Source organism: Myxacorys chilensis, from assembly GCF_059505265.1.
Window position 1 is genome coordinate 1 of sequence record NZ_JCACKG010000078.1, and the last position, 17660, is coordinate 17660.

Sequence of the window (17660 nt, forward strand, 5' to 3'; positions counted from 1 at the left end):
AGAGATTTTATTTGCTTTGCTTCCCCTGCCGCTTCTAACTAGCAACTTAAGTTACATATATTGCGCTGTTAGAAGCAGGAAGCGGGCTGTTTACCGTTAGCAATTCTTCCGAGCCTGGCTCCGTCAATGGGCGTGTGAGCCGCGCCGACTTTCGCAGATATATTGAACAGCAGCACCTCCGCGAGAGATTTCCGGGTGTGCAGGGAATTGGCTTCTCTCGGCGATTTTCGACAAGTGAGAAAGCGGTGTTACTGGCGGAGATGAAGCAGCAGGGAATTAGAAATTTCGCCATAAGACCAGACGGTAACCGCAACGAATATCACGCCATTCTGCATCTAGAGCCGCTCGACCAACGTAATCAAGGCGCGATCGGCTATGACATGTTCACAGAGGCAAGGCGACGGGCAGCGATGGAGCGGGCGCGAGATACTGGGCAGCCGTCTGCGACAGGTCGTGTCACTCTGATTCAAGAGACCGAGCAGGATAAGCAGACAGGCTTCCTGATTTACGTTCCTGTCTATCAAAACGGTGCGCCGTTAACCACCGTTGCCCAGCGACGAGCCGCGCTTCAAGGCTTTGTCTACAGTCCTTTCCGCACAGGCGATCTGATGGCGGGCATCTTTCCAGAGGGGCAATTGCAATATGTTGATTTCCAGCTTTACGATGGAACGCCGTTAAACCCAACGCAATTACTCTACCGCTCTAAAAATGTTCAATCAGAAACTGCCCAATCAGACGGTTCCTACACGCCTCATTTTACTAAAACCGTTACCTCTAACGTGGCGGGACGTTCCTGGAGCCTAGTATTCACGTCTCGACCAGAACTCGATAGTTTCTCTCAGCAGAGTTTCGTGCTTCCTATCTTGGGAACGGGCATCCTGGTGAGTTTGGTGTTATTTCTACTGACCCGATCGCAGGTGAAATCGCTACTAAAAGCCGAAGATGCCGCGATCGCTCTGCAATGCAGCAATGAGCGTTTGGCTCTGCTCTATAGTATGTCGAGCAGTTTACTGCTGCACGAGCAGCCAAAGGTATTTATTGCGAGTTTGTTTAGTCAACTATCGCAGCAGCTTGATCTTGAGGTGTATTTGAACTATTTGCTTGATGCAAACCAGCAGACGTTGAGGCTAAATGCCAGTAGCGGCTTGTCCCCATCGATGCTGCAATATGTAGAGGAGCTGAAGGTTGGAGAAAGTATCTCGGGTCGGGTAGCGCAGCAGAAACAAAGAGTTGTAATAGAGCGAGTGAATCAAACCGTCGATACAGAGGTGCTGCGATCGCAAGGATTAACCGCGTATGCCTGTTATCCGTTGATCGCTCGCAATCAGTTGATTGGTACATTGGCGTTTGGTAGCCGCGATCGCTCGGTGTTTACACCAGATGAGTTGACGTTGCTACAAGTGGTTTGCGATCAAGTTGCGGCTGCCATAGAACGGGCGGCTTTGGTCGAGCAATTGCGGCAGCAAACCGAGGATTTACAAGAAGCGAGTCGGCTGAAAGACGAATTTCTCGCAACGCTCTCTCATGAATTGCGGACTCCGATGAACGCGATGTTGGGGTGGACTTCGCTCCTGAGGAGCCGCAAATTTGATGCAGCGGCTACGATTCGGGCGCTCGAAACGATTGAACGCAATACCAAATCTCTCAATCAGTTAATTGAAGATTTGCTCGATGTGTCTCGAATTGTCACCGGAAAGCTGCGGCTTCAGCGTCATCCGGTTGAGTTAGCTCCGATTGTGAATGCCGCGATCGAGACGGTGCGATCGTCGGCAGATGCTAAAAAGATTTACATCCAAACCACGCTAGAGCCGCTTGAAAGTCCTGTTTTGGGAGACGCAACTCGACTTCAGCAGGTGATTTGGAATCTGATGACAAATGCGATCAAGTTTACTCCCCCTGAAGGACACATCAAGGTTCAGTTAACTAGGGTGTCTCACCCCTCTTCTTCTAGCGTTGAGTCTTACGCTCAAATTCAAGTAGTTGACACTGGAGCGGGAATCTCGCCTGAGTTTCTACCCTACGTGTTCGATCGCTTTCGGCAGGCAGATAGCAAGAGTACTCGATTGCATGGTGGCTTGGGGTTGGGACTAGCGATCGTGCATCACCTGATTGAGAGTCACGGTGGAACGGTTCGGGTGGAAAGTCCTGGAGAAGGACAAGGCTCAACCTTTACCGTCCAACTACCGTTGTTAAGTCAGTCGGTGCGCCGAGCGCCCGATGTCCATCCCATCTGCTCTGCAAAATCAATGCCTCGACTCGATGGAATTCGAGTGTTGGTCGTGGATGATGAAGCCGATGCCCGTGAAATCGCCGCGACTAGTCTACAGCAAGCTGGGGCAGAAGTAATGACGGCATCAACAGCAGGTCAAGCCCTGGATGCGTTTCTGAACTTCAATCCACAGGTTCTCATCGGCGATATTGGTATGCCAGAAGAAGATGGATATAGCTTAATTAAGAAAGTGCGACTCTTTGAGACTTCGCGAAGCGAATCGCTAGAAGGCTCACAGGATCTACTTTCTGCCCAGTCGAGCATGAAAGAAACTCGCCAGATTCCGACGATTCGCACAACGACCTGCAAAGCGATCGCGCTGACTGCTTTTGCGAGTGTCGACGATCGAGAACGAATTCTCAAATCAGGATTTCAGCAGCATCTGGCGAAACCGATTCAGGCAGATGAACTAATTTACGCCGTTGCTACTGTACTTGACGTGTAAGCCGTTAAGAGAGGATGCCAGTAAGACTCTTGGGTTCTCCAATCACACTTTTGGGTTCTTCAATTACAAGGTGTAAGTAAAGTTTTCGACAATCATGCCTGGAACTAAAACGCCACCCAAGTTGCGGTGCTCGTAGGTTCCGACGTCAGGAATAAATTCCTGAAAATCGGTCAGTGCCACCAAATTTTCGCCCCAAAACTGATACAAGCTGTCATCAAACCGGAGATTTTCGATTGGGGCAACGATTTCGCCATTCTCAACCCAAAAGCAGGCATACCGCGTCATTCCGGTGATACGACCCGTGGGGCGATCGCTCCAGTTTAAGTAGTGCAGATTCGAGACATACAATCCAGTGTGCAATTCAGTGAGGATGCGATCGCTGGGCAAGTCTCCGACCTCCAGTTCCGGCGATCGCAGTCCTTCGTCTTGAGTCGCTCCATTTGCCACCAGCGTGTACTCTTTCGCGGTTTTCGATGAAATCAACATGTTCGCCAGTTCACCCGACACGATGAGCGGCAGTTCTGACGGGGCAACTTCGCCGAGTTCATTAAATCGAGGCACTAAACCTTGAGTGAAATTCTCGCTGAGGCTGAACTTAGGCGACAGCTTTTTTTCTCCTCGACGCAGTGCCGCAAAACAGCTTCCGCCCTGCTGATACGACGCTTCACTAACGCCGCCCCAGGATAGTATGTTCACCAGTTCAGCAACGGCGGCAGGGGCTAGATAGGTGCGATATTGTCCGCGCCCAATCGGTTTTGGCGCATCAGACAACCGGTTTAGCTGCTCTCTAGACTGATTAATTTTGGTTTGATAGGCAGCGTGATTCCACTGATTGCCTGCGATCGTGCCCTTAACCGCTTGCCCTTCAGCCGTAAATAACGAATAATCGAGCGAATATGTATCGGTGGCAAACCAGTGTTTCTGCCCAACCGAATCGGCGTAAGCTCGAATTACAAGTCCAGCAGAGTAAATTCCGGTAAAGTCGAAATCCGCCACGGCGGCAAGAATAGTTGAAGGCACAGCATCGGAAGGGAGCAAATTGCCTTCGTGACTTTCGCGACTGGTTGCATCTCCAGAAGGCAAAACAAGATAGGGATTTTTGGGTAGTTGAGGTACTTCTTGCCGGAGAGCGTCTAGGGCATGTTGGGCCTGCCGCTGATCAATCTCAACATCTCCCGTGAAGGGAAATTCTTGATAGCTGCTGCGCTGATCTTGCATCAACTGTAGCCGCAGCGTGCCGTCGCTAACCGTTCCAGTCTGCCTTACTTTAGCGTGATTAAATCGCGTGAATTGGCTTTGTTCACTGGTGAGCGTGAGGGTGAACTGCTCGTCTGGGCTTAGCTCCGCCCGAAGCTGCTCAACCAAAGAATTGAAACTTGTTTCTAATGCGCCTCGTTCAACCGTTGTCATGCCCCACCCCCAAACACTTCAACATTGGCAAACGCAGCAACAGGAGATCCATGTCCAACCCAAATACACTGATTTGGTTCCCCTTTACCGCAGAAGGGGGTGCCGTACATTTGCCAGGTGCTGCGATCGCCCACGCGCGCCAAACTGTTCCAAAACTGCGGAGTGATGCCGCGATAGTTTGGGTTGCGGAGCGTTTTACTCAGTTTTCCATTTTCGATCAGCTTGGCGTATTCGCAGCTAAATTGGAATTTGTGTCGCTGATCGTCAATCGACCAAGAGCGATTGGCTTCCATGTAAACGCCGCGATCGATACCGCCAATGAGATCATCAAACGATTGATCGCCAGATTCGAGGTTGAGATTTGCCATGCGATCGATGGGCGGACGATTCCACGAGGACGCCCGCGAACAGGCAACACCCGCAACGCCACTTCTGGCTTGGCTCTCAAGACTACCTAACCCCCGTTGCAGCACGCCTGCTTTGATCAAATATTCACGCGAGGCAGGCGCTCCGGTATCGTCAAAACCGTAGCTGGCAAACTCACCAGAGACGGTTGGATCGAACGTAATGTTCATCAAGGGCGACCCATACACGAGGTTGCCGAAGTCCTGAAGCTTCACAAAGCTGCCGCCTGCGTAGTTGCGCTCATCTCCTAAGATTCGATCAAGTTCTAATGGATGACCAATGCTTTCATGGATTTGCAACAGCATTTGATCGGGTGATAGCACTAGCGTTGTTGTTTCCGTTGGACATTCTTCTGCGCTGAGTAACTCTAATGCTTGCTCTCCAACCTGCTGGACGCGATTCCACAGTTCGGGCGTGATGAAATATTCCATGCCGCCCTGATAGCAGTGCGCTAAAAACCCGTTGCTCGATCGGCGTTGGATGATTGCTCCCTCTTGAGCAGTAGCAGAATAATCGGTGCCGATCCGCAGAAATTTTTGATAGACTTCGGAGCCGTTGCTGCTTACAAACCACGACTCCGTTTCTGTTGTGATGGCAGTGGCGCTGGTTTTGACAATTTTGTCTGATTGCTTGAGACCGTGACAGATTTTAGTCAGCACATCATTGATTTCTCCCAGAGTTAGCACGTCAAACGGCTTGACCATTGGGGAAAGATATTGTCCGACGACTTTGGGACGCGCCGAAAGCCCCGTTTTCTGAATCGTCCATTCGGACGCCGCGATCGCTTGACGATAGGCTGCTGCTGCTGCCTCCCGAACCTGCTCAGGCTTTAATGAATTCGTCGCCCCGTAACCAATCTGCCCGTTCACCAATACTTCAACCATGACGCCCTGCGTCGTCGATGTGCCATTGGTCTCAGGTCTTCCGTCGCGAGACGAACGAGCGGTAGACATTTCTCTGGTCGCTCGTAAGCCGACCCATTCTGCGGAAATATCGAGAGTTGAAAGCAGATGTGTGAGTTCTGTAATCATCGATTCGGGTAAAAATAGAGTAATTTTCTCTTATTGGTTTATAACTGAGAATTCGTCTTTTATCACGAACAGTTTTTATCACGAACGGGATGAAGAAAACTGTAACGATGAGTTCTCTTGCACCATTTTAATAACTTGGGTGGCAGCGGATTCGGTAGCAGATGTAACGGATGAACAGCCAGCGGTAACCCAGCCATATCTTGCCGGGAGAGTTAATGGAGAAGCCATCTACGCTTTATCTTCTAGTTTAGCTGCGATGCCAGAGGGTAAGACCGCCCGGTTTATCAATGAGTTGAATGCCTTGAGCTTGCAGATCGTTGCGAATGCGATCGGCTTCGGCAAAGTTTTTCGTTTTTTTGGCTTCGGTGCGTTGCGCAACCAGCGTTTCAATCTCGGCGTCAGAAATTGAAGGGACTTGTTCGGGTTCTGGCTGAGCTTCAAGACCCAGAATGCTGGCTAACTCAACCAATGTCAACCACTGTGACTCTAGCAGATCTGACGGCTCACCTGTTTCGCCTTCGTGAATCAGTAGATTACTGGCGCGTTCTAGCTGTTTTGCCAGACCAAAGAGAACAGCCAAGGCGCTAGAGGTATTGAAATCGTCATCCATCACCGTCCGAAATTGCGCGATCGCATCAGCTTGCGTTTCTACGCTTCCTGTCCAGCCCAGGCGCTCACCGTACTCATGCCCAAACAGCAACCCTGCCTTTAAGATGTTCCACCCGTTTTGAGCCGCGGCAATGCCATCATCGGTAAAGTCAATCGGTTTGCGGTAGTGCGCTTGCAGAATAAACATCCGAACTGCCATCGGCTCGGGTGCGTTAGGCGCATCGAGCATTTGCCGAATCGTGGTGAAGTTGCCAAGCGATTTAGACATCTTCTCGCCGTTGACGTTCACCATGCCGTTGTGCAGCCAATATTTTGCCAAAGGTTTCCCAGTGACGGCTTCCGATTGGGCAATTTCGTTCTCGTGGTGAGGAAAGATCAGATCGTTGCCGCCTGCATGAATGTCAATTGTTTCGCCTAAGCGATGGCTTGCAGAATCTGCGAAACACTCGCGCACCATAGCCGAACATTCGATGTGCCAACCGGGTCGTCCTTTGCCCCAGGGTGATTCCCATGCAGGTTCTCCAGGCTTTGCCGACTTCCACAGCGCAAAATCTGCCGGATCTTGTTTTTGGGCTTCTTCATTCTCGGAGACGCGACCGCTTGCTCCCATGCGGCGCTCGTCTAATTTCTGACCCGAGAGCTTACCATAGTCTGGGAATTTTCTGACTGAGTAGTAAACGTCGCCTGCGCTGGGATAGGCAAACCCTCTCGTTTCGAGTTCGTGAATCAGACGTTTGATGCCATCAAGCGTGTGGGTTGCCCGTGGATATTCGTCGGCTTCTTTGATGTTGAGCCGCGCCATATCTTCAAAGTAGGCTGCAATATAACGCTCTGAAATGGCTTCCATCGTCGTGCCTTCTTGCCGCGATCGATTCAAAATTTTGTCATCAATATCGGTGAAGTTTTGCACATAGCGCACCTCATAACCGCGCCACGTCAGATAGCGCCGCACCACATCCCAAACCACACATGCCCGTCCGTGTCCCACGTGGCAGTAGTCGTACACCGTCACCCCACAGTAATACATCCGCACCTTTCCAGGTTCTAGCGGCTCAAACGGTTCTTGACGGCGGCTCAACGTGTTGTAAAGACTCAGGGACATAGCGATAAAGAGTTAGGGCTTAGAAGAATTGACGCTGCACCATCAAACGACTTAATTTCAAAACACGGATTATTTTAAAATACGGGCAGTGAGACACTCACAGTGTCGCTGCAAAAGTCCGCCGACCCATTCCGATTCGGCGGAGCGTCAATAGCCAATGATAAATCAATTCTAGATCGGCAATAATGGGAGAGAGACTTTTCTGGCAAACGTGCTATGCAATCCGCAGCCACTAATTCTACTTCAAATGATTCTCCAAAGATGGACGCTCCTAAAGTAGGGCTTCCAGTCACGATTATCACAGGCTTTCTGGGCAGTGGGAAAACAACGCTGCTCAACCACATTCTGACCAATCAGCAAGGCTTAAAAACCGCCGTTTTGGTAAATGAATTTGGTGAAATCGGCATTGATAATGAACTGATTATTCAAGCTGATGACTCCAACAACATGGTGGAACTCAGCAACGGCTGTATCTGCTGCACGATCAACAATGATCTGGTTGAGGCGGTTTACAAAGTATTGGAGCGTCAAGAGCAAATTGATTACTTGGTGGTCGAAACGACTGGATTAGCCGATCCGCTGCCGGTGGCGTTGACGTTTTTAGGAACCGAATTGCGCGACTTGACTCGACTCGACTCGATTGTGACGGTGGTTGATGCTGAAAATTACAGTCTCGACTTATTCAACAGTGAAGCGGCTCATAGCCAAATCGCGTATGGCGACATTATTCTGCTCAATAAAGCCGATTTGGTGGAAGAAGCGGATCTCGATGCGCTAGAAGTTCGGGTGCGCGATGTCAAAGAAGGCGCGCGAATTTTACGCACTGTGAAAGGTCAAGTTCCGTTAGGAGCGTTGCTCAGTGTGGGGTTATTTGAGTCAGATAAGTATTTCAATCCTGATACAGAGAATCACGATCACGAGCATCACGATCACGAGCATCACGACCATGATCATGCGCACGATGACCATTCCGCGTGCGACCATGACCACGGGCACTGCGATCACGACCATGATCACGAGCATCATCATCACTCCAATCATTTAGAAGTTGATGGATTTACGTCAATCTCGTTTGACAGTGATCGCCCTTTCAGCATTCGCAAGTTCCAACATTTCTTAGATAGTCAATTGCCCACCAACGTGTTTCGAGCAAAAGGCATTCTCTGGTTTGAAGAAAGCCCGAAGCGTCACATCTTCCATTTGAGCGGCAAGCGATTTTCGCTCGATGATGATGAGTGGAAAGGCAAACCCAAAAATCAATTAGTCCTGATTGGGCAAAATCTGGACAAAGAGACTCTGCGATCGCAGGTCGAAGCCTGTTTTACAGTGCATTCGCCAACCAAAGGGAAAGGATTTGGGAAATGAGGGAATGCTAAAGACAGGAGTTCAGCACTAAGAACTTCTTTCTTTAGCGCACAGCACGTTCATGCATAAGCGAGTTCTTGTTTGCCAGTCTCGAAGCTGCCTAGCCAATGGCTCAGCCGAAGTACTGGCAGCTTTTTTAGCAGGTTCGACTCCAGATATTTCGATCAGTGCAAGTGAGTGCCAAGGGCAGTGTCACCTAGGAGCAACAGTGCGCGTATTGCCAGATGAAGTGTGGTATTGCCGCGTTAAACCGAAAGATGTAGCTGAGATCGCCCATCAGCACCTCCAGCACGGTCATCCTGTAGACCACCTATTGCATCCCCGTCTCCATCCTCGATATACAAATTCTGTACCTACCGAGTCCGGCTCCTAGGCGATCGCTCTATACTAAGGTCAACAGTCAGCTTGTTTTTTTGAAAAGGGGCTGACACCCTTGATTTCTGGTTAGTCGCTTTGCTCTAGAATGAAGAAGAGAGCTGAGATCCGCCGCCCATCGTCAGCATCGAAAGCTGTCCAGAGTATTGTAAAGTAATGAGAGCAGATAAATTCACAGAACCTTTATTCTAAAAGGAAGCTAGCTTTAAGAAGCGTTGCTTTCGCTCCAGTGAACCTAGGGAACACTGAGAGAAATAAATTAATTTAAGGTAGGGTATTCGTGGATCGCACCCCTTCCGTTCCTCATTCTTGTACTTGCAGCAAAGTAACCCGTTGTTCCGCTAAGGAGATGGGTACACTGTTTCTGTGGTTTCCAGTGCCGCACACGCTCAATAAGGTAACGTCGTACCTGCAAAATACCCCACTTCAGTATGACTCAATGCAGGAGCGACACGGTCTTAGCGTAGTTTGTGGTGATGGACAAGCCAAAGAGTTAGCTAGAAATCTGGCGGGGTTGCTCACCCCTAAAGAGTTGCGAGAAACTCAAGTTCTGTTTATGGGTGGGCGTGCCAAACCCAAGCTCTACGACTTTAGCGATATGACATCGCTGTATCGTTTCATCAAGTTCAGTCAGTCTGACTGGCTGGTAGGAATGCTGGCAGACCGTCGATTCACCAGCTACTTTCAACCCATTGTTTATATTGACGACACCACTCAAATTTATGGCTATGAGGCGCTCCTGCGTGGACTAGACGAACAGGGAAATCTGGTGATGCCAGGTTCCATTTTCGAGCTAGCAAACGACGCTGGACTGCTGTCACAATTGGATCAGTCAGCCCGTTTAAGCGCGATCGCGCAAGCCAGCCACCATCAGGTCAAAAGCCACCTCTTCATCAATTTTGCATCAACCGCGTTGTACGACCCGGTTTCCTGTTTGCGCAGTACTGTTGCAGCCATCAATGCAGCTGGGATTCCGCATGAACACGTCGTCTTTGAGGTGGTCGAATCAGACAATCCGGAGAATTTAGACCATCTCAAAGCAGTCCTCAAATACTACCGCGAGGAGGGGTTTTTAATCGCACTTGATGACCTGGGATCTGGTTATTCTGGCTTGAACCTACTGCATCAATTACGTCCTGACTTCATCAAGTTGGATATGGGATTGATTCGGGATGTGCATCAAGACCTCTACAAAGCTTCGATTACCGAAAAAATTCTAGAAATCGCTCAGAAGCTAAATATTCAAACTGTAGCGGAAGGCATTGAGTGCGTGGAGGAATTGGGCTGGCTACGGGAGCGAGGAGCCACTTTTGCCCAAGGGTACCTGATTTCTAAACCCAATGCCTCTCCCATTACCGCAACCCCTCATCTTGTTGTCAATGAGTTCAGCGCCCCTGTGACAACCGTTGAGCATCATCCAGTTGATGACCACCTCCGCCGCCAAAGCGAATCGGAACGGATTGTTGCCTCGGTGACACAACGGATTCGACAATCGTTAGATTTAGACGAAATTTTGCGAAATACCGCCGCCGAAGTCCGGCAATTGTTTGAAGTCGATCGAGTTGTGATTTATCGGTTTGAGCCGGATTGGAGCGGGTTGGTTGTTGTAGAGTCAGTTGCAGAGGGGTGGTTGCCAATTCTCGGACTCCACTTCATGGATACCTGCTTCCAAGGCACTCGTGCTGATTACTACCGACAGGGACATTCCAGAGCGATCGAGGATGTTTACGCCGCGAATTTGACGCCGTGCCATCTTGACCTGCTGCAACAATTTCAAATCCGGGCCAATCTCGTCGTTCCTATCTTGCAGCAAGAACGATTGTGGGGGTTGTTAATTGCCCATCAATGCAGAAGTCCTAGGCAATGGCGACCTTCTGAGGTTAGCTTGTTTAGCCAACTTGCTGGTCAAGCCGCGATCGCGATTCAACAATCTGAGCTCTACCAACAACTGCAACAAGCAAACCAGGAACTACAGCGCCTTGCCTCTTCTGACGGCTTAACCCAGGTTGCAAATCGTCGTTGTTTTGATGAATATCTCAACTCAGAATGGCAGAGGTTAGATCGGGAGCAGTTGCCTTTGTCTATGATTTTATGTGATGTTGATTACTTTAAACGCTACAACGATACGTATGGGCACTTGGCGGGGGATGATGTGTTGAGGCAAGTTGCCAAAGCGATCGCTAAGGCAGTGAAACGCCCAGCCGATTTAGTTGCTCGCTATGGTGGAGAAGAATTTGCGGTAATTTTGCCGTATACAGATGTAGAAGGGGCAATTGCGGTCGCACGCGAAATTCAACTCAATGTTAACGCTTTGCAAATTTCACATTCTGGTTCTCAAGTCAGTCCGTTCATCACACTTAGTTTAGGTGTTGCAACTACTGTTCCCCACAGTCGAGCGGTTTCCACAACTCTAGTTAAAGCTGCAGACCAAGAGCTATATCGAGCGAAAGCACAAGGCCGAAATTGTGTAGCTCATACGCAGGGTAGTTCTAACGAAGTAATATTTTTGTAAGTAAATAGGCGTAATAGAGTGTGAGCGTCCTGAGAAGCAGCTGTGAACATTTTGTCCACATTGTCATCTACAAAATACGGGTAGTGTTGTTGTAAGCCTGCTCAACTTCGATGCTGCATTGTAAAGACGCGATGAATCGCGTCTTTACAAGGGCGATGAATCGCTCAATCACGGGTCCATAACACTACCTAATTTCGTTGACCTAGTTATTGGGGTCGACAAAAATATTCTTGGCATTTCCTAGCAAACTTTGCTCTAGAACTTCGACGGCTCGTAAAACATTAAGACTTCCTCAAGTAGCGCCTCCTCAATCGATTCGATCACTACCATTCGAGGGAGAACTCACTGAGCTTAGGAAAGTCGTAATGGATCTTTTCTCCAACACCGTTGTTTTGTCGCGGATGCAGTTTGCGCTGACGGCAATTTTTCACATCTTATGGCCCGTTCTAACTACGGGAATGGGCATCTACTTAGTGATCGTAGAAGGACTCTGGCTCAAAACCAAAAATCCTGACTACTACCTGCACGCTCGCTTCTGGAGCAAGTTTTACGTTCTAAATTTTGGGATTGGAGTGGCAACCGGAATTCCGATGGAATTTCAGTTTGGGACGAATTGGGCACCGTTTTCAGAAGCAGTCGGCAATTTTTTCGGCAGCGTCATCGGCTTTGAAGCATCGTGGGCATTTATGCTAGAAGCGGCATTTCTCGGCATCATGCTGTTTGGCTGGGAACGCGTGAATCCAGCGATTCACTTTATGTCTACAATTTTGGTTGCCGTTGGCGCAAATCTTTCGACCGTATTCATTCTGATTGCCAATTCCTGGATGCAAACGCCGACCGGCGGCGATATGGTCAATGGCAAATTCGTGGTCAACGACTACTTTCAGGCGATGTTTAACCCGTTTTGGCTCAACAGTGTTTCGCACATGTTTTTTGCGACGCTAGAAACATCGCTGTTTGTCATCGGCGGCATTAGCGCTTGGTATATTCTCAACCGTCGTCACGAAGCATTTTTTGCCAAATCCTTCAAAATTGTGCTGGCAGCTACGATCGCAGTCGCACCATTTCAGATCTACCTCGGACACATGAGCGGCGAACAAGTTCAGCAGCATCAACCCTCAAAGCTCGCTGCGATGGAAGCCCAGTGGAATACTTCCCCTGCTGGTCAACCCGCCGATTGGAGCGTGATTGCCATTCCGAACGACAAAGCAGAGAAGAACGATTTTGAAATCACAATTCCCAACGCTTTAGGCTACATCTTAGAGTTCAGAAAAGAATTAACTCATCCCGTGGTTGGGTTGAAAGATATTAAATCTGACGAGCGACCTCACGCGGTGGGATTGATCTATTACGCCTTTCGCACGATGATTGCGATTGGGTTCTTTCTGGCGGTGCTGATGGGACTCACTGTACTGCAATGGTTTAGAGGAAAATTGTCAGCCGCTGCGATCTCAGATCAAAAGTGGCTAATGCGAATTTGGCTATTTTCCGGCCCGCTTGGCTACATTGCAGTCGAATCGGGCTGGATCGTACGTTGTGTTGGACGGCAACCGTGGTCAGTGTATGGGAAAATTCGGACAGCCGATTCGGTCTCTAACATTCCTGCTAGCAACGTGTTAACATCGCTCACTGCATTTGCACTTGTGTATACGTTGCTATTCATCACAACGCTATATTTCGGCAGCCGGATTGTTCGCAAAGGTCCTGACTTAGCATTGCCTATTCCTGGTACTGAGGTAACTAGACCTGCGATCGATACCTCACCTGGCGAATTTGTTCCCGACGAACGTCCTGTCGAGGCTCAACAGTAGCCGGTTGCCGCGATCACTTCAACAAATGCTTCAACAAATCATGGGTAGAAAGTCCAATCCTACGAAACATTATGGAAACCCTGCAATATTTTCTGCCTCAATGTTGGTTTGTGATTTTAGGATTATTTCTGTTGCTGTATGTGATGCTTGACGGATTTGATTTGGGAGTCGGCATTTTGTCGCTCACCTCATCCGATGAAGAGCGGCGCGGTATCTTAATGACCAGTCTAAGCAACATTTGGGATGCCAATGAAACGTGGCTGGTTCTAATGGGCGGCAGTCTGTTTGGCGCGTTTCCCCTTGCCTATGGCACGATTTTAAGTGCGCTATACATTCCCATCTTTCTCATGGTGTTTGGCTTTGTGTTTCGAGGCGTCGCCTTTGAGTTCCGCGAACAAGCCAACCGTAAATTTTTCTGGAATATTGCCTTTGGTGTTGGCAGCTTTGCCGCCGCACTGGGGCAAGGGTTTGCCCTCGGTGCCGTGCTATCAGGCATCAACGTTGACAAGACGGGACACTTTATTGGCGGCACGTGGGATTGGCTAACCTGGCAATCGGTGCTGGTGGCACTGACGCTGATCCAGGGTTACGTGTTGATTGGCTCGACCTACTTGGTTTGGAAGACGAGCGGAGAGCTACAGGACATTCACTATGGCACCGCAAAGCTTGCAGCCTGGACGACGTTGATTGGTGCAATATTCATTACGGTATCGACTCCAATCTTTTACGAAAGCACCAGAACTCGTTTATTTGATCCGCCGCTTGCTTATGTTTTTGCAACGATTCCATTCATTGGTGTATTACTAATTGCCCAACTTCTGCGGAGTCTCAACCGTAAAGAAGATCGCGCTCCCTTTGTTTGGACAATTCTGCTGTTTGTGTTCACATTTTTGAGTTTAGGACTCATTGTGTTTCCTTACATTATTCCTACTCAGATTACGATCTATGAGGCGTCGGCTGATGCAAGTTCGTTGGTAATCATGATTATTCTCATTGGGTTTCTGATTCCGGTGATGGTGTTCTACAATGTGTACCAATACATTGTTTTTCGGGGCAAAGTATCTGGCGAATCATACGGTGAGTAGCTGACACGCCAGAGTTTAAACCATTAATTGTTAAACCATTAATTGCCAGAGGTTAGTAAGGTTTTAGCATCTAGGCTTAAGGGAACAATTCCTCCTGGATTTAAGGGGAACAAGTTACCGTAGTAATCGCGTTTTACAGCATCTAAATCGCACGTGGCTGCTACTCCCGGCAGTTGATATAACTGCTGTAAGTAACCGCTAAGATGGGGATAATCTTTGATGCGACGAAGACTGCATTTAAACAACCCAAAGTAGGCAATATCAAATCGGAATAGCGTTGTAAAAAGTCTGATATCTGCTAGCGTGAGGGCATCGCCGCACAGATAACGCCCAGTTTTAAGAGCGCTATCAATTTCATCTAATGCCGCAAATAGTTCACGACAGGCGGTTTCATATGCTTCTTGCGTCTGAGCAAATCCACAGCGATAAACGCCATTATTGATGGCAGGATAAATTTTATCATTCCAAGCGTCAATTTTCTCACGCAGATTCTCTGGATATAAATCTAATTCTGAATTTGTAGAAAATTCATTAAACTGATCGTTGAGCATCACGATAATTTCTGCACTCTCGTTGTTCACGATCGTATTGGTTTTAGTATCCCAAAGCACCGGAACAGTGCAACGTCCCGTGTAATTAGGTTGCGCAACTTGATACAACTCTGCTAATGGGCGACATCCATATTCTGATGTATCTAATACCCATCCGCCTTCTATTGGAGAAGGAGAGACAATCGAAACCGCGATCGCATGTTCCAATCCTTTCAGCGCTCGAACAACCAGCGTTCGATGTGCCCACGGACAACTCATTCCAACATAGAGCTTGTAGCGTCCCGATTCAGCCGGATAGGGGGCATCTGCGTTCCGACTAACGACATTTCTAAATTCACTTTCAGGACGAGTATACGCCCCGGATGGCGATCGCGGTGCAAGGTTTGACATCATCACACGCCAAAGGGTCGTCCAAACGAATTTGCCCGATTGAATAATGAGTTTGGGAGGAAGTTTTGCCATGATTCTATCTGCGAGACAAAAGCTTTTTCTTTAGCTTAACGAATAGGGTCTGCGATCGTAGGCTGATGACTCGGCTCGGCGTTAGCTCAGGAATATCGGATGGCTGCTGTTGCGAGTGATCAAAAAACTCGTTGACTTCCTGTAGAATCAGCGCTAGCCGCTTGGTGATGTGATCGGTACGATGCTGTGCAAGGAACGACTCCGGCAATTTATTTGGTACAAACTGATTAACGCTGTTTAGAATTCGATACACATCAAAATCAGTCGAATAGCCTGCAATTTTGTGACAGTTGAAGCCTGGATCTAAGTAGTCAGACAGTCCACCATTGACGCTCGAAAACACCTGACATCCACATGCCATTGCTTCCATTGGTTGCAATCCAAATCCTTCACTCACTCGCTGTTGCGCCCAGTATTCTGCCGAGTCATAAAGGTAAACTTTCGTGCGATTAAACAGATTTGCAAGACTATCGACGTGAGTATCGATAACACAAACGTTGCAGCGTTTCTGCAAAGCGGGAATTAGCTGCTGTACTAAATATTCTGATGATTTGCGAGTGTGAACTAAAACATCAATATCGCGATGAGAACTGAAGTTGCTAAATTCATCAGAAATTTGGTTGGGAAGATAATAAATGAGAGAATTTGGCGATCGCTGTCCCCAATATCCCATCGTGTTGCGGCTCACTGCCATGATCGGAATTTTAGCTGGAAGCCGAAACCCATAGCCACTGCTGTGAGCGTGATATAGAACGTGGTGATGCTTCAATCGAGCCACTAACTTAGGGACATCAAACCCCCAACTGGCGACAAAAATGACATGATTTAGCGACGGTTGCTTCAGTACATCGTCTAAAAATAGGAGGTTTGGTTCCCGCTGCCGGTAGGTAACAATCTCTGATGGGCAAATCGACTGGGCGATCGCGAGCGTTTTTAATTCGGCAAATAATCCACCACAGGCAAATTTTTGAGTTGTTCCTGGAAGCAAAAAATACAACGATCGCATCACGTCTGACCTCAACATTCTGACCTCAACACTCTGCCCGCATAGCTAGACCTCCCGAGGAAGTTCCTCACTCCCTCTTGGGCTTGGGGGAGGAGGGCGGCTTTTGCACGTTATAAGAAGTCCTTTATAACGGTATCAGTCGATAACTTACTTTCATAACGGTATCAGCACTCCAATAAGAGTGAGAGTTGTGCTGAATTGGCATTGGATTGGAAATGAGCTTTGCGCTTAAATAGGCGGGATCGTCGTCCTCGTGCTTGGGTCAGGCTGTTGGTGCCACTGTTAAACCATTAATCCAGTGTGAAACCATTAAGTTCGGAAAATCTTCCTTTGCTGCTTTGATGACTGCAATGACCGTGATTGCAGTCATCAAAGCAGCAAAGGAAATCAGGATAGAGCCGTAACGTGCGCTCCTCCTGTGGTATCAACAATGTTTCCTAAAAGTTAAGCGTTTGCTTAACAAGACCTATTAATTTTTGAAACGGTTTAGAAAATTGCCAAAGACCCTATCAATTCTTATTAGTTGATATAGTCTTTTCGCAACTGTAAAATTAGAACTGTTTTAGAAATTTCCCTAGGGTCTATCGATTGTTAGGAAAACTTCTATGGATCGATTCCTAGAGCTTTGCAATCACGATTGCTAATTTCACCACTTGGTAGGATTGTAAGGCTGAAATAAAGGTGAGATCGCGTCAGAATCGCTATATCAGGCAACACAGGACATTTTCAACCACCTGCAATAGAATAGAGACGTTCTTTGAAAATCTCCATGCGAAAAAATCTAATTGCAATTGCTGCATTGGCTTTTGTGTTGGGTGGTGTGGGTCTTGCTCGGTCTCAATCGCGACCCGCGATCGATACATCTAACCCCATCCAAACCCGCCCGAATGTTGCACCCGTTTTTGTTGAGGAAAACCCAAAACCGGAAAAAGAGAAACAACCCGATCCGCCCTCTGCTGAACTGCCAGTAACCGCACTTGATACCATACCAGTCGAAAAACTCGATGAGACGTTGCGAAAGCTCGATAAGTTTGCAAAGCTCAATAACGACACTCACATCGTTACTTTTAACAGCAAAGCAGCACAAGCGGTAGGGTTTGAGACCGAAGAAGTCAAGCTTGCTGAGGAGCTTTATCAGCACCAGAATCAACTTGTTGCTGATCTAAAAACTTAAGTTGCTAGTTAGAAGCGGCAGGGGAAGCAAAGCAAATAAAATCTCTTC

The 17660-nt window shown here is 48.3% G+C and carries 12 protein-coding genes; 7 read left to right on the forward strand and 5 right to left on the reverse strand.

Going from position 1 to position 17660, the window contains the following annotated elements; genetic code table 11:
* The first annotated feature begins 134 nt into the window (after positions 1-134).
* Complete coding sequence (locus AC5JLB_RS04735) at positions 135-2714, forward strand: CHASE domain-containing protein (RefSeq protein ID WP_495872698.1); 2580 nt, start codon at positions 135-137, stop codon at positions 2712-2714.
* Between the two features lie 63 nt (positions 2715-2777).
* Here the strand turns inward: AC5JLB_RS04735 and AC5JLB_RS04740 are convergent, their stop codons facing one another.
* From AC5JLB_RS04740 to cysS, 3 genes are all read right to left on the reverse strand, one after another.
* On the reverse strand, positions 2778-4124 hold the full coding sequence (locus AC5JLB_RS04740) for a TldD/PmbA family protein (RefSeq protein ID WP_495872699.1): 1347 nt from the start codon (positions 4122-4124) through the stop codon (positions 2778-2780).
* A complete protein-coding gene (locus AC5JLB_RS04745) occupies positions 4121-5560 on the reverse strand; it encodes a TldD/PmbA family protein (protein ID WP_495872700.1) in 1440 nt (479 codons plus the stop codon). The genes AC5JLB_RS04740 and AC5JLB_RS04745 overlap by 4 nt, the downstream gene beginning before the upstream one ends.
* 247 nt (positions 5561-5807) lie before the next feature.
* Positions 5808-7271: a cysteine--tRNA ligase gene (cysS, locus tag AC5JLB_RS04750; RefSeq protein WP_495872701.1), complete on the reverse strand. Its 1464-nt coding sequence runs from the start codon at positions 7269-7271 to the stop codon at positions 5808-5810.
* Positions 7272-7532: 261 nt separating this feature from the next.
* Here cysS and AC5JLB_RS04755 point away from each other — a divergent pair, with 261 nt between their 5' ends.
* The 5 genes from AC5JLB_RS04755 to cydB all read left to right on the forward strand — a co-directional run bounded on the left by AC5JLB_RS04755 (position 7533) and on the right by cydB (position 14419).
* Positions 7533-8636, forward strand: a complete 1104-nt coding sequence (locus AC5JLB_RS04755; protein ID WP_495872702.1) for a CobW family GTP-binding protein — start codon at positions 7533-7535, stop codon at positions 8634-8636.
* 61 nt (positions 8637-8697) lie between these two features.
* Positions 8698-9009, forward strand: coding sequence for a (2Fe-2S) ferredoxin domain-containing protein (locus AC5JLB_RS04760; RefSeq protein ID WP_495872703.1), 312 nt, complete (start codon positions 8698-8700; stop codon positions 9007-9009).
* A gap of 351 nt (positions 9010-9360) precedes the next feature.
* On the forward strand, positions 9361-11523 hold the full coding sequence (locus AC5JLB_RS04765; RefSeq protein ID WP_495872704.1) for an EAL domain-containing protein: 2163 nt from the start codon (positions 9361-9363) through the stop codon (positions 11521-11523).
* 365 nt (positions 11524-11888) lie between these two features.
* On the forward strand, positions 11889-13334 hold the full coding sequence (locus AC5JLB_RS04770) for a cytochrome ubiquinol oxidase subunit I (RefSeq protein WP_495872705.1): 1446 nt from the start codon (positions 11889-11891) through the stop codon (positions 13332-13334).
* Between the two features lie 71 nt (positions 13335-13405).
* Positions 13406-14419 (forward strand): cytochrome d ubiquinol oxidase subunit II, encoded by a 1014-nt coding sequence (cydB, locus tag AC5JLB_RS04775; protein ID WP_495872706.1) that lies wholly within the window; start codon positions 13406-13408, stop codon positions 14417-14419.
* A 38-nt stretch (positions 14420-14457) separates the two neighbouring features.
* Here cydB and AC5JLB_RS04780 read toward each other — a convergent pair whose 3' ends face one another.
* Positions 14458-15432: a glutathione S-transferase family protein gene (locus AC5JLB_RS04780; RefSeq protein ID WP_495872707.1), complete on the reverse strand. Its 975-nt coding sequence runs from the start codon at positions 15430-15432 to the stop codon at positions 14458-14460.
* 4 nt (positions 15433-15436) lie between these two features.
* On the reverse strand, positions 15437-16456 hold the full coding sequence (locus AC5JLB_RS04785) for a glycosyltransferase (protein WP_495872708.1): 1020 nt from the start codon (positions 16454-16456) through the stop codon (positions 15437-15439).
* Positions 16457-17207: 751 nt separating this feature from the next.
* Between AC5JLB_RS04785 and AC5JLB_RS04790 the strand changes: the two genes are divergently transcribed.
* Positions 17208-17612, forward strand: a complete 405-nt coding sequence (locus AC5JLB_RS04790; RefSeq protein WP_495872709.1) for a hypothetical protein — start codon at positions 17208-17210, stop codon at positions 17610-17612.
* The last annotated feature ends 48 nt before the right edge of the window (positions 17613-17660 follow it).

Coding starts and splice junctions, on each gene's coding strand:
- AC5JLB_RS04740 (WP_495872699.1), bottom strand. CDS start 4,124: ATGACAACGGTTGAACGAGGCGCATTAGAAACAAGTTTCAATTCTTTG.
- AC5JLB_RS04745 (WP_495872700.1), bottom strand. CDS start 5,560: ATGATTACAGAACTCACACATCTGCTTTCAACTCTCGATATTTCCGCA.
- cysS (WP_495872701.1), bottom strand. CDS start 7,271: ATGTCCCTGAGTCTTTACAACACGTTGAGCCGCCGTCAAGAACCGTTT.
- AC5JLB_RS04755 (WP_495872702.1), top strand. CDS start 7,533: ATGGACGCTCCTAAAGTAGGGCTTCCAGTCACGATTATCACAGGCTTT.
- AC5JLB_RS04760 (WP_495872703.1), top strand. CDS start 8,698: ATGCATAAGCGAGTTCTTGTTTGCCAGTCTCGAAGCTGCCTAGCCAAT.
- AC5JLB_RS04765 (WP_495872704.1), top strand. CDS start 9,361: ATGGGTACACTGTTTCTGTGGTTTCCAGTGCCGCACACGCTCAATAAG.
- AC5JLB_RS04770 (WP_495872705.1), top strand. CDS start 11,889: ATGGATCTTTTCTCCAACACCGTTGTTTTGTCGCGGATGCAGTTTGCG.
- cydB (WP_495872706.1), top strand. CDS start 13,406: ATGGAAACCCTGCAATATTTTCTGCCTCAATGTTGGTTTGTGATTTTA.
- AC5JLB_RS04780 (WP_495872707.1), bottom strand. CDS start 15,432: ATGGCAAAACTTCCTCCCAAACTCATTATTCAATCGGGCAAATTCGTT.
- AC5JLB_RS04785 (WP_495872708.1), bottom strand. CDS start 16,456: ATGTTGAGGTCAGACGTGATGCGATCGTTGTATTTTTTGCTTCCAGGA.
- AC5JLB_RS04790 (WP_495872709.1), top strand. CDS start 17,208: ATGCGAAAAAATCTAATTGCAATTGCTGCATTGGCTTTTGTGTTGGGT.